The organism is Mycobacterium sp. ENV421, assembly GCF_002887815.1.
Lineage (GTDB): Bacteria > Actinomycetota > Actinomycetes > Mycobacteriales > Mycobacteriaceae > Mycobacterium.
The window spans coordinates 35,851-48,898 of record NZ_PDHO01000028.1; the positions used below are offsets into that span (position 1 = coordinate 35,851).

Genomic DNA, 13,048 nt, shown 5'->3' on the forward strand with positions numbered 1-13,048 from the left:
CCGAGCGACAATCCAGTCCGTGTCAGTGTGCTGTGCCACGGTGGCGGCATGGCCGACTCGCTACTGCTGCGAGGGACAAATCTTCGCTACGTGCTGACCCGATATCTGCAGCTCAACGGTCCCACGGACTGTTGCCGACTTGGTCGTGGCGCTCGACGACTGGGGCTTTGCCGTCGCCGGCAGGCCGTCCAAGGCGATCTCGGACGCGCTGCGATGGGAAAGGGTCCACGACCGAGTCCGTCCCCTCGGCCGCGGACGATATGCGGCCAAGTGGGGGATCCCGCGCGGGACGGAGCACCGCATACATCAGCGGGTCGCGGCGCTGCGGTCGCAAGCCCGACACCTGTCGCTCGGAGGCGGGCACCAACCCTGATGCTCATGCCAGAGCTGCCCCGTGGGAGCTCAGGCCCCGAGCAGTCCCTTGGCCACGTGGGTGATCTGCACCTCGTTGCTGCCGGCATAGATCATCAGCGACTTCGCGTCGCGGGCAAGCTGTTCCACCCGGTATTCGGTCATGTACCCGTTACCGCCGAACAGCTGGATCGCTTCCATCGCCACATCCGTGGCAGCCTGCGAGCAGTAGTACTTCATCGCCGACGCCTCGGACAGCGAGATCGGCGTGCCGGTCTGCCCGCATTCGATCACCCGGAACAACATGTTGCGCACGTTCATTCGCGCCACCTCCATGTTGGCCAGCTTGAGCTGGATCAACTGGAATTGACCGATCTCCTTGCCCCACAACGTGCGTGTCTTGGCGTAATCGGTGCACAACCGCAGGCATTCCTCGATCACCCCGAGCGCCATCGACACCACACCGATCCGCTCCGCGGCGAAACTCGATCGGGCACTGTCACGGCCGTCGCCGGACTTGTTCTCCTCGGTCTCGCCCAGCAGCCGGTCGCGACCGAGCCGCACGTTGTTGAAGAACAGCTCACCGGTGCGCGAGCTGTGGATCCCCATCTTGCGGAACGGCTTCGCCTGAACAAAGCCTTCCATTCCGCGGTCCAACACGAAGGTCAGCACCTTGCGATCCCGCTTGTCGGCGCCGTCGCCCTCGTCCAGCTTGGCGTACACCACGACGACGTCGGCGTCGGGTCCGTTGGTGATGAACGTCTTCTGTCCGTTGAGGATGTAATCGCCTGACCCATCGGCGGCACGCACAACATTAGATCTCATGCCGCCGAACGCATCCGAACCCGAATCCGGCTCGGTGATCGCCCATGCACCGATCTTGTCGTAGGTCACCAGCTCCGGCAGCCAGCGCTCCTGCTGGGCCAGCGTTCCGCGGCTCTGGATCGTCGGGACCGTGAGTCCCAGGCTGACACCCATCCCGGTGACCAGGCCCATGCTGACCCGGCACAGCTCACTGATCAGGACGAAACCCATTCCGGCCGAGCCACCGTCGCCGAACATGCCACCGCCGCCGCCGGACTTCGACTCGGAGCCGGCCCGCAGCCGGTCCAGGCGCTTGTCCAGCGACTCGCGCGCCATCTCGGCAATACCGAAGGTGGCGAACAGTTTGCGGATGATGGGGTACGGCTCCATATCGCCGCTCTCCAGCTCGTCGAGGTGCGGGCGCACCTCTTTGTCGACGAACTCACGGACGGCGTCGCGCACAGCGATATCGACGTCGGACCATTCGATCATGGGTTCTCCGGTTCAGGCGGCGGCGGAACGTCCTCGGGCGGGCCGCAAACCGGCGAGTGAGAACGTCGTGTGAACCAGCGACCCCGCACGCGCGACGAGGCTCTTGGTCCGAGGGACATAGTGCATGGACAGCCCCCGGCGATCTTTAGGGGGTGCCATGAAACCGGGCGCTTCGACCAGCGGCGCGTCCGCGGGAATGTGTCCCGAGGCGCGCCGGTAGGCCGACAGCGCGCGGGGGTGCAGCCGGATCTCGTCGGGCACCGCCCAGAACGCGACCTCGACCGCCTTGCCGAGTAACCGCAGCACCACCTCGTCGCCGGGCGTCCAGCGCATTCCGGCCTTCTCGCGGACCACCGGGTCGAACAATCCGGCGGCGATCCACCGCTGGCCGGCCACCATCGGCTTGAACAACTGATCCCACACCGGAGTCGGCATCAAGACGAACTTCGGCTTCGGGATGCGGATATCGAAGATGTCGAGCGTCGCCCGGTTGATCTCCAATTCGTCGCGGCACACCCGGTCCCAGTACTCGCAGAAGTCCTCCCAGGTTTCCGGAACCGGCTTCATGCTCATGCCGTACATCGCGTACCACTGCACGTGTTCGTCGAACAGCTGGCGCTTTTCGGCCTCGGTCAGGCCGCCGCAGAAGTATTCGGCCACCTTCAGGATCAACATGAAGAAGGTGGCGTGCGCCCAGTAGAACGTTTCGGGGTCCAGCGCGTGATAGCGCCGGCCCGCGGCGTCGACGCCCTTGATACCGCGGTGGAACCCCTTGATCTGCTCGCCGGTCAGACGGGCTCGGTCCCCGTCATACACCACGCCCATGATCGGATACACCGACCGGGCGACCCGCTGAAGCGGCTCGCGGTGCAGGATCGAGTGTTCTTCCACTCCGGCGCCCAGCTGCGGGTACATGTTCTGTAGCGAGCCGATCCACACCCCGAGCATCCCGGTGCGCAGATCGCCGAAGTACTTCCACGTCAGGGAGTCCGGCCCGAGCGGCTCGGCGCTATTTCCGGTCGACGTTGACCTCATCGCCTAACGATAGAACTGACAACGAGTGTTGTCTACGACGGCGATGAAGCTGTGACCAGTCGTTTGGCATAGCGAGACGTCGACCGCGTCACACCTGGTTGGCCGCCCGAAAAGCGTTGCCTAGGCTTGATCTTGTGGACGTCGAGCCGTTCGACGATCAACCCGATTCCCTCGTTGACGTCAACCAACTTGTGCGGCCCGGGCGTGGGCCCGCGGCGTGGTGGCACAACACCAATCACAACCCCGGTGTCATCGCCCTCGTTCGTCGTGCCCGGCGGATGCTGCCCGGCGATCCCGACTTCGGCGACCCGCTGTCCGCGGCGGGCGATGGCGGGGCTCGTGCCGCCGCGCGGGCCGCCGACCGGCTGTTGCGTGACCGTGAGGCAGCCACCCGCGAGGTGAGCTTGGCCACACTGCAGATCTGGCAGGCGCTCACCGAACGCGTGTCCGGGCGCCCCGCCAACCCTGAGGTCACGCTGGTCTTCACCGACCTGGTGGGCTTCTCCAGTTGGTCGCTGCAGGCCGGTGACGACGCCACCTTGCGGCTGCTGCGCCGCGTCGCTCAGGTCGTCGAACCGCCGCTGCTCGACGCCGGCGGCCACATCGTCAAGCGGATGGGCGACGGCATCATGGCCGTCTTCGCCGACCCCGCGACCGCCGTGCGCGCCACCATGGCGGCCCGCGAGGCGGTCCGAACAGTCGAGGTGGACGGCTATACGCCGCGTATGCGCGCCGGGATCCACACCGGCAGGCCGCAGCGCATCGGCTCGGACTGGCTCGGCGTCGACGTCAACATCGCCGCCCGGGTGATGGACCGCGCGACCCGGGGCGGATTGGTCGTATCGGGGGAGACGCTGGAAAGCATCAGCCCCGACGAACTCGACGCGCTGGGCGTCACGGTCAAGCGGATCAGGCGTCAGGTGTTCGCCCCGCGCGCCACCGGAGTGCCGACCGATCTGGCGATGTACCGGCTCAAAACCCGCAGGGATCTGCCAGTCGAGGACGATGGAGACGATCTCGAAGCCCAGGCATAGTGGATGGAGATGGTCGTTTCACTGCTGAGGAGGCTGGTCCGCCTCCGAGTCACCCTTGGTTACACCGCCGCGCTCGTGGCGGTGGCGGCCATGCTGCTGGCGCTCGGGCCGCACTTCCGTGAACAGGTCATCTGGCATGCGAGCACCAACCTGCACAATCTCGCGCACGGCCGTCTCGGCACGCTGATCGGCAGCGCGTTCGTCACCGAGACCGGACCCATCTACGTCTGGCTGCCCGGCTTGTTCGCGATCCTCGGCCTGGCCGAGCTGTTGTGGCACAGCCGCCGGATGGTGGTGGCGTTCGTCGTCGGCCATGTCGGTGCGACGCTGCTGGTAGCAGCGGGCCTGGCAGGCGCGCTGGCCGCCGGGTTGGCATCGTGGTCGATCGTCAACGCCACTGACGTCGGCATGAGCTACGGGGCCGTCGGTGTCCTCGGCGCGTTGACCGCGGCGATCCCGCGCCAGTGGCGCGCGGCCTGGACCGGATGGTGGCTGGCGGTCGCGGTCGGTTCGGCCGTCGGAACTTTCGGTGACTTCACCAACGTCGGCCACGGCGTGGCACTGGTTCTCGGCATGGTGGTCGGCACCCGATTCGGCCATCCCGCGCAGTGGACCACCGCGCGCTATGCGCTGCTCGCTGTGGCGGCGGCGTTCGGCTACCTGATCATGGCCAACACCGGGTTGTCGATCCTCACGACATCGACGCTGGGCGTGCTGGGCGCATTGACCGCGGCGCACGTTTCGCGTCGGCGCGCGGTGCGCCGGGCGTTGATCGTCGCGCCCTCGCCGCAGCCCGCCTAGTTAGCGGAATTCCTCGGCGCAGGCCTCGATCCAGTCCGATCGCCACGACTCCGGTGGATCCTCGAGCAGCTCCCCGGGCATCAACCAGTCGTATATCTCAGCGTAGGTGCGGGTGCGCTGACCCTCGATGCGGCGGTTGAGCATCGAGGGCTCCAGCTCGTCGAATCCGTTGAGTCCCATGGAGGCGACGATCTGGGCGGCGCTGGCCACCGTCGCGCGTTGGAAGTTGACCACCCGCTCGGTCTTGTCGGGAACATAGAGCGCCCGGGCCCTGGCCTTGTCCTGGGTGGTGACACCGGTCGGGCATCTGTTGGTGTTGCACTTCATCGCCTGAATGCACCCGATCGCGAACATCATCGCTCGGGCGGACATCGTGAAATCCGCACCCTGGCAGATGCGGCTGACGATGTCGACCCCGCTGGCGACCTTGCCCGAGGCCCCGACCCTGATGTGGCGGCGCAACCCGGTCCCGACCAGGCAGTTGTGCACCAGCATCAGTCCCTCCGTCAGTGGCATGCCGACGTGATCCTCGAATTCCTGTGGCGCCGCACCGGTTCCGCCCTCAGAGCCGTCGACGATGATGAAGTCCGGCGTGATCCCGGTGTGCAGCATCGCCTTGCAGATCGACAGGAATTCGGTGCGCGCGCCGATGCACAGTTTGAACCCGACCGGCTTACCGCCGGACAGGCTTCGCAGCGTCGCGATGAAATGCAGCATCTCCAGCGGTGTGCTGAATGCGGTGTGTGCGGGCGGGGACACCACCGTCTGCCCGATCGGCACACCACGGGTGGCGGCGATCTCCGCACTCACCTTGGCGCCGGGCAGCACCCCGCCGAGGCCGGGCTTGGCGCCCTGGGACAGCTTGATCGAGATCGCTTTCACCGTCGGCAAGGATGCCTTCTCCTCGAACAGTCCGGCGTCGAAGTGGCCGCCGGCGTCGCGGCAACCGAAATAGCCGGAGCCGATCTCCCAGATCAGATCGCCGCCGTGCTTGAGGTGATAGGGGCTGATGCCGCCCTCGCCGGTGTCGTGGGCGAATCCGCCGCGGGCGGCGCCGCCGTTGAGAGCCTCGATCGCATTTCCCGACAGCGCACCGAAGCTCATCGCCGAGACGTTCAGCAGCGCGATGTCGTAGGGCTGCGCGCAGTCCGGACCGCCCAGCCGCACCCGGGGTGGCAGTTCGGACGCGATGTGGGCCCGCAGGGAGTGGCGGAGGAATTCGTAACCCAGTGCGTTGACGTCCCGTTCGGTGCCGAACGGCTCATCGCTCTTGGTGCCCTTCGCCCGTTCGTAGACCATGTCACGGGTCTCTCGATCGAACGGACTGGCCTCGGTGTTCGACTCGATGAAGTACTGCCTGATCTCGGGGCGCAGCGCCTCGGCGAGCCAGCGGGCGTGCGCGAGCACCGGGTAAGACCGCAGGAGGGTGTGCCGGGTCTGCAGCAGGTCCCAGGTGCCCAATGCCGCGATCGCCCCCATCGGCGCGGCGATCAGCCACCACCAGGGGCTGAATGCCAGTGCGAGCCCCGCGGCGGCCAGTGCCACCACCCACAGGGACGTGACGGCGAGGGCTCTGAGCATCGGGCTCCCTTGAGGGTGAAATGCCTGCGGGGCGTCATTCTGGCATCACCTATGATCGGCACTTGCGTCACATCCGTGGCGGAAATAAGCCCAGCTGCGAAAAAGGAGTGTCTTGCCGCGTGGGTTCCCAACCCGTCGACTTGTCGCAGGAATCGCTGACCGAGGCCGTCAGCGCGGCCCGGCACGCCTTCGAAGAGGCGGCTGACCTGGACGCGCTGGCCCGCGCCAAGACCGATCACCTGGGCGACCGCGCTCCGCTCGCATTGGCCCGTCAGGCGCTGGCGACTCTGCCGAAGGCCGACCGCGCCGAGGCGGGCAAGCTGGTGAACGTCGCCCGCGGCGATGCCCAGCGGAGCTACGACGAGCGCCTGGCAGTGCTGCGCGCCGAACGCGACGCGGCGGTCCTGGTTGCCGAGGCCATCGACGTCACGCTGCCCTCGGCGCGGCAGCCCGTCGGGGCGCGGCACCCGATCACCATCCTGGCCGAGCACGTCGCCGACACCTTCGTCGCGATGGGCTGGGAGCTGGCCGAAGGCCCCGAGGTCGAGACCGAGCAATTCAACTTCGACGCGTTGAACTTTCCGCCCGACCATCCGGCCCGCAGCGAGTCCGACACTTTCCACATCGCTCCGGAGGGGTCGCGCCAGTTGCTGCGCACCCACACCTCGCCGGTCCAGGTGCGCACGCTGCTCGACCGTGAGCTGCCGGTCTACATCGTGTCGATCGGGCGGACGTTCCGCACCGACGAACTGGACTCCACCCACACCCCGGTCTTCCATCAGGTCGAGGGGCTCGCCGTCGATCGCGGGCTGACGATGGCCCACCTGCGGGGCACGCTGGACGCGTTCGCCCGTTCCGAATTCGGCGAGGGCGCCCGCACCCGGATGCGGCCGCACTTCTTCCCGTTCACCGAGCCCTCGGCCGAGGTGGACATCTGGTTCCCGAACAAGAAGGGCGGCCCCGGCTGGGTCGAGTGGGGTGGTTGCGGCATGGTCAATCCGAACGTGTTGCGCGCCGCGGGTATTGATCCGGAGGTCTACTCGGGCTTCGCATTCGGGATGGGCCTCGAACGCACGCTGCAGTTCCGCAACGGCATCCCCGACATGCGCGACATGGTCGAAGGCGACGTGCGGTTCTCGTTGCCGTTCGGGGTCGGTATCTGATGCGTCTTCCCTACAGCTGGCTGCGTGAAGTCGTGCAGCGCGGCGCACCCGACTGGGATGTCGAACCGCACGACCTCGAACACGCCCTCATCCGCGTCGGCCACGAGGTCGAGGACATCATCGCCCTCGGCCCGGTGAGCGGTCCGCTGACCGTCGGGCGGGTCACCGCGATCGAAGAGCTCACCGAGTTCAAGAAGCCCATCCGGGCCTGCAAGGTCGATGTGGGCGAAGCCGAGGACCGCGATATCGTCTGCGGTGCAACGAACTTCGCCGTCGGGGATCTCGTCGTCGTCGCGCTCCCGGGTACCACGCTTCCGGGTGACTTCCATATCGCCAGCCGCAAGACCTATGGCCGGCTCTCCGACGGCATGATCTGCTCGACGGCCGAATTGGGTTTGGGTTCCGATCATTCCGGCATTCTCGTGCTGCCGCCGGACACCGCCGAACCCGGCGCGGACGGTATCGCCGTGCTCGGACTCGACGACGTGATCTTCGACCTGGCGGTGACGCCGGACCGCGGATACGGCATGTCGGTGCGCGGCATCGCCCGCGAAATCGCCTGTGCCTACGACCTGGACTACAACGACCCGGCCGATATCCCGCCGCTGCCCGCTGAGGGTGTGGCGCTGCCGGTCACCGTCGAACCGGAGACCGGTGTCAGCCGTTTCGCGTTGCGGCCGGTCACCGGAATCAATCCGAATGCATTGTCGCCGTGGTGGTTACGCCGGAGACTGATGCTCTGCGGTATCCGGCCCATCTCACCTGCCGTCGACGTCACCAACTACGTGATGCTCGAGCTCGGCCACCCGATGCACGCCCACGACCGCAGCCGCATCAACGGCGCATTCGTGGTCCGGTTCGCCAAGCCGGGGGAGACCGTCGTCACGCTCGACGACATCGAGCGCAAACTCGACCCGGCCGACGTGCTGATCGTCGACGATGTCGCGACGGCCGCCATCGGCGGGGTGATGGGCGCGGGCACCACCGAGATCGACGACGACTCCACCGACATCCTGCTGGAAGCGGCGGTCTGGGATCCGGCCGCGGTATCGCGAACCATCCGCCGTCTGCACCTGGTCAGCGAGGCGGGCCGGCGCTACGAACGCTCCGTCGACCCTGCCATCTCCGTTGCCGCGGTCGATCGCTGCGCGCGACTGCTCGCCTCGATCGCCGGTGGCACCATCGAACCCACGCTCACCGACTGGCGCGGGGACCCGCCACGCGACAACTGGTCCCCGCCACCGGTGCGGATCCGCTTCGATCTGCCCGATCAGCTCGCCGGGGTGGAATACGACGGTGGCACCACGGTCAGGCGGTTGACCCAGATCGGCGCCGAGGTGACCGAGGACGAGGCCGACCCGGCCATCCTCGTCGTCACGCCGCCCAGCTGGCGCCCGGATCTGGCGCAGCCCGCCGACCTGGTCGAAGAGGTGCTGCGGCTGGAAGGCCTGGACAAGATCCCGTCGGTGTTGCCCACCGCACCCGCCGGCCGCGGCCTGACCGCGGCGCAGAAGCGGCGACGGGCGGTCGGCAGGGCGCTGGGCCTGTCCGGCTTTGTCGAGGTGCTGCCCACTCCGTTCCTGGCCGCCGGCGTCTTCGACGCCTGGGGCCTGCCGGACCGCGACCCGCGCCGGGTCACCACCACGGTGCTCAATCCGCTGGAGGCCGACCGGCCCAGCCTTGCCACCACGCTACTGCCGGCTCTGCTGGAAGCGCTGTCCCGCAACGTGTCCCGAGGCTTCGGCGACGTCGCGCTGTTCTCCATCGCGCAGGTGGTGTACCCCACCGACCAGACCACGGGTGTCGAGTTGATCCCGACGCACCGCAGGCCGAGCGACGAGGAGATCGCGGCACTGGACGCCTCGCTGCCCAGTCAGCCGGTGCACGTCGGTGCGGTGCTGACGGGGCTGCGCGAGCCCCGCGGACCCTGGGGTCCCGGGCGTGCGGTGGAGGCCGCCGACGCTTTCGAGGCGGTGCGGACCATCGCCCGCGCCTGCGGTGTCGACGTGACGCTGCGCGCAGCGCAGTACCTGCCGTGGCATCCCGGCCGCTGCGCTGAGGTTCTCGTCGACGGGCAGGTGGTCGGCCATGCCGGGCAGCTGCATCCGTCGGTCATCGAGCGCTCCGGGTTGCCGAAGGGCACCTGCGCATTCGAACTGGACCTGGATGCCGTGCCGATCGTCGCGACGCTGCCCGCCCCGCGGGTGTCGCCGTTCCCGGCGGTGTTCCAGGACGTCAGCCTCGTCGTCGCCGGTGATGTCCCCGCTGCGGCGGTGATCGACGCCGTCCGTGACGGCGCCGGTGAGCTGCTGGAGGATGTTGCGCTGTTCGACGTCTACACCGGGCCGCAGATCGGCGCGGACCGAAAGTCGCTGACGCTGGCGCTGCGCTTCCGGGCACCGGACCGGACGCTGACCGAGGACGAGGCCAGCGCGGCCCGCGATGCGGCGGTGGCCGCGGCTACCGAGCGGGTCGGCGCCGAGCTGCGGGGCTGATCCCTCGCCGCGCCCAAACCGACGTTTGGCCGACGTTGTGCGAGGAGATCGCAGCATTTCGTCGATCTCGACAAGGGGTTCAGAATGAATTTGCATACGGTTGCATAACCATGCAAAATTACGGGATGACTTCGGTGGCGATTGCCGGTGCTAGTGGCTACGCCGGCGGTGAGATCCTGCGCTTGTTGCTCGGACACCCGGCGTATGCCGACGGCCGTCTGACCATCGGCGCGCTGACCGCCGCCGCCAGTGCGGGCACTCAGCTGTCCGAACATCACCCGCACCTGCTGCCGCTGGCCGGCCGGGTAGTCGAGCCCACCGAGACCGAGATCCTGGCGGGTCACGACGTGGTGTTCCTGGCCCTTCCGCACGGCCACTCGGCGGCGCTGGCCGAGCAGCTCGGCTTTGACACCGTGATCATCGACTGCGGCGCCGATTTCCGGCTCACCGACGCCGGCGACTGGCAGCGGTTCTACGGTACGGAGCATGCGGGCAGCTGGCCCTACGGGCTGCCCGAACTGCCCGGCGGGCGGGACCGGCTGCGGGACGCCACCCGAATCGCTGTACCCGGCTGCTATCCGACCGCAGCGCTGCTCGCATTGCTGCCCGCGGTCGCCGCCGACCTGGTCGAGCCTGCGGTCACGGTGGTGGCGGTCAGCGGCACTTCCGGCGCGGGCCGCGCCGCCAAGGTCGACCTGCTGGGCTCGGAGGTCATCGGGTCGGCGCGCGCGTACAACATCGCCGGTGCGCACCGGCACACCCCGGAGATCGCGCAGGGCCTGCGGGCGGTCACCGATCGCGACGTCACGGTCTCGTTCACTCCGGTGTTGATCCCGACGTCCCGCGGCATTCTGGCCACCTGCACCGCCCGCACCCAGGCGTCGGTGTCCGAGATCCGCACGGCGTACGAAAAGGCCTATGACGCCGAACCGTTCATCCACCTGCTGCCCGAAGGCCAATTGCCCCGCACCGGTGCCGTCATCGGCAGCAATGCCGCCCAGCTGGCGGTCGCCGTCGACGCCGACGCAGGCGTGCTGGTCGCGGTGTGCGCCATCGACAACTTGGTGAAGGGCACCGCCGGTGCGGCGGTGCAGTCGATGAACCTGGCGCTCGGCTGGGGCGAGACCGAAGGACTGTCGATCGTGGGAGTGGCGCCATGACAATCGGAGGGCAGGAGCGGAGCGACCTGGGAACGGGCACCGCGGATCAGGCCAAACTGGTTCGTACCCAGGGGGTTACCGCGCCTGCGGGGTTCCGCGCAACCGGAATCGCGGCCGGTATCAAGAAATCCGGCGCGCTCGACCTGGCGCTGGTGTTGAACGAAGGTCCCGACTATGCGGCCGCCGGGGTGTTCACCCGCAATCAGGTCAAGGCGGCCCCGGTGTTGTGGAGCCAGCAGGTCCTGACCACCGGCCGGCTGCGCGCGGTGTTGTTGAACTCCGGTGGCGCCAACGCCTGTACCGGTGCGGGAGGCTTTCAGGACACCCACGCCACCGCCGAGGCGGTCGCCGCGGCGCTGTCGCAGTGGGGCACCGAGACCGGCCCGGTCGAGGTCGCAGTCTGTTCGACGGGCCTGATCGGCGATCGGCTGCCTCTTGCCAAGGTGCTGGCCGGCGTCACGGAGATCGTCCACGAACTCGGCGGTGGGCTGACCGGCGGTGATGAGGCTGCGCGGGCCATCATGACCACCGATACTGTGCCGAAACAGGTTGCCCTGCATCACGCCCCGGAAACGGGGGAGAACTGGACCGTCGGCGGGATGGCCAAGGGTGCGGGCATGCTGGCCCCGTCGCTGGCGACGATGCTGGTGGTGCTGACCACTGATGCGGTGGCCGACTCCGCCGCGCTGGACACCGCATTGCGCAGGGCCACCGCCAAGACCTTCGACCGCCTCGACGTCGACGGCAGCTGCTCGACCAATGACACGGTGCTGCTGCTGGCCTCCGGCGCCAGTGAGATCGCGCCCAGCCAGGACGATCTGGATGCGGCCGTGCTGCGGGTGTGCGACGACCTCTGCGCGCAGCTGCAGGCCGATGCCGAAGGCGTCACCAAGCGCGTCGCGATCACCGTCACCGGGGCACCCAGTGACGACGACGCGGTGACCGCAGGCCGGATCATCGCGCGCGACAGCCTGGTCAAGACGGCGCTGTTCGGCTCCGACCCGAACTGGGGACGGGTGCTCGCCGCCGTCGGAATGGTGCCGTTCAAGATCGACGCCGAGCGGATCACCGTGTCCTTCAACGGTTTCCCGGTGTGCATCGACGGGGCCGGCGCCCAGGGGGCCCGCGATGTGGACCTGTCGGGCCCGGACATCGAGGTGACGGTCGATCTCAAGCTCGGCGGCGGGCGCGCGACCATCCGCACCACCGACCTGTCCCACGCGTACGTCGAGGAGAACTCGGCTTACAGCTCATGACCGCGACCGTGAACACCAAGGCGGCGGTCCTCGCCGAGGCGCTGCCGTGGCTCAAGCAGCTGAACGACAAGATCGTCGTCATCAAATACGGCGGCAACGCCATGACCGACGCCCGGCTCAAGGCCGCATTCGCCGATGACATGGTGTTCCTGCGCAACGCCGGTATTCACCCGGTCGTGGTGCACGGCGGCGGTCCGCAGATCAGCGCCATGCTCAAAAGGCTGGGCATCGAAGGAGAATTCAAAGGCGGGTTCCGGGTCACCACCCCCGAGGTGCTCGACATCGCCCGGATGGTGCTGTTCGGTCAGGTCGGCCGCGAGCTGGTGAACCTCATCAACGCCCACGGCCCGTATGCGGTCGGCATCACCGGGGAGGACGCACATTTGCTCACCGCGGTACGACGCGGCGTCACCGTCGACGGTGTTCTCACCGACATCGGCCTGGTGGGCGACATCGATCACGTCAACTCCGCCGCCGTCCTGGATCTCATTGCGGCCGGGCGCATTCCGGTGATCTCGACCATCGCGCCCGACGCCGACGGTGTGGTGCACAACATCAACGCCGACACCGCCGCAGCTGCGGTGGCCAAAGCCCTTGGCGCCGAGAAGTTGCTGATGCTCACCGACGTCGAAGGCCTCTACACCCGCTGGCCCGACCGGGATTCGCTGGTCAGCCAGATCGACACCGTCACCCTTGCCGAGATGCTGCCCAACTTGGAGACCGGGATGATCCCGAAGATCGAGGCCTGCCTGCGGGCCGTCGAGGGTGGGGTGCCCAGCGCGCACGTGATCGACGGACGGGTCGAACACTGCGTGCTGGTCGAACTTTTCACCGATGAAGGCACCGGAACGAAGGTGATGAACCCGTGACGCTGAC

General features: G+C 67.9%; 10 protein-coding genes and 1 pseudogene. 8 read left to right on the top strand and 3 right to left on the bottom strand.

The features are described 5' to 3' along the window. Window positions 1-48 precede the first annotated feature (48 nt). Window positions 49-365 (top strand): annotated as a pseudogene (locus CRM90_RS31065) (hypothetical protein); the annotation flags it as partial. Between the two features lie 37 nt (window positions 366-402). Here CRM90_RS31065 and CRM90_RS24060 read toward each other — a convergent pair. Together CRM90_RS24060 and CRM90_RS24065 are read right to left on the bottom strand one after the other, a co-directional pair. Beyond that, on the bottom strand, window positions 403-1,647 hold the full coding sequence (locus tag CRM90_RS24060) for an acyl-CoA dehydrogenase family protein (protein WP_102809442.1): 1,245 nt from the start codon (window positions 1,645-1,647) through the stop codon (window positions 403-405). A gap of 12 nt (window positions 1,648-1,659) precedes the next feature. Continuing rightward, window positions 1,660-2,682 carry an oxygenase MpaB family protein gene (locus CRM90_RS24065; protein WP_102809443.1) on the bottom strand — a complete coding sequence of 341 codons (1,023 nt, stop codon included), beginning with the start codon at window positions 2,680-2,682 and terminating at the stop codon, window positions 1,660-1,662. Window positions 2,683-2,873: 191 nt separating this feature from the next. On the opposite strand from CRM90_RS24065, the gene CRM90_RS24070 reads away from it, so the two are divergent. Both CRM90_RS24070 and CRM90_RS24075 read left to right on the top strand, forming a co-directional pair. Further along, window positions 2,874-3,716, top strand: a complete 843-nt coding sequence (locus tag CRM90_RS24070) for an adenylate/guanylate cyclase domain-containing protein (protein WP_102809466.1) — start codon at window positions 2,874-2,876, stop codon at window positions 3,714-3,716. Window positions 3,717-3,725: 9 nt separating this feature from the next. Continuing rightward, entirely contained in the window at window positions 3,726-4,517 is a 792-nt protein-coding gene (locus tag CRM90_RS24075) for a rhomboid-like protein (RefSeq protein ID WP_102809467.1), read from the top strand. On the opposite strand, the gene CRM90_RS24080 is transcribed toward CRM90_RS24075, so the two are convergent. Further along, a complete protein-coding gene (locus CRM90_RS24080) occupies window positions 4,518-6,098 on the bottom strand; it encodes an FMN-binding glutamate synthase family protein (protein WP_102809444.1) in 1,581 nt (526 codons plus the stop codon). It abuts the gene before it with no gap. A 119-nt stretch (window positions 6,099-6,217) separates the two neighbouring features. Between CRM90_RS24080 and pheS the strand changes: the two genes are divergently transcribed. The 5 genes from pheS to argB all read left to right on the top strand — a co-directional run bounded on the left by pheS (window position 6,218) and on the right by argB (window position 13,041). Continuing rightward, a complete protein-coding gene (pheS, locus tag CRM90_RS24085; protein ID WP_199190027.1) occupies window positions 6,218-7,261 on the top strand; it encodes a phenylalanine--tRNA ligase subunit alpha in 1,044 nt (347 codons plus the stop codon). Then, window positions 7,261-9,756, top strand: coding sequence for a phenylalanine--tRNA ligase subunit beta (gene pheT, locus CRM90_RS24090; protein WP_102809446.1), 2,496 nt, complete (start codon window positions 7,261-7,263; stop codon window positions 9,754-9,756). The genes pheS and pheT overlap by 1 nt, the downstream gene beginning before the upstream one ends. A gap of 125 nt (window positions 9,757-9,881) precedes the next feature. Continuing rightward, a complete protein-coding gene (argC, locus tag CRM90_RS24095; protein ID WP_199190028.1) occupies window positions 9,882-10,916 on the top strand; it encodes an N-acetyl-gamma-glutamyl-phosphate reductase in 1,035 nt (344 codons plus the stop codon). Next, window positions 10,913-12,172: a bifunctional glutamate N-acetyltransferase/amino-acid acetyltransferase ArgJ gene (gene argJ / locus CRM90_RS24100; protein WP_102809448.1), complete on the top strand. Its 1,260-nt coding sequence runs from the start codon at window positions 10,913-10,915 to the stop codon at window positions 12,170-12,172. Before argC ends, argJ begins: the two co-directional genes overlap by 4 nt. Next, complete coding sequence (argB, locus tag CRM90_RS24105) at window positions 12,169-13,041, top strand: acetylglutamate kinase (protein ID WP_102809449.1); 873 nt, start codon at window positions 12,169-12,171, stop codon at window positions 13,039-13,041. The genes argJ and argB overlap by 4 nt, the downstream gene beginning before the upstream one ends. Window positions 13,042-13,048: the final 7 nt, after the last annotated feature.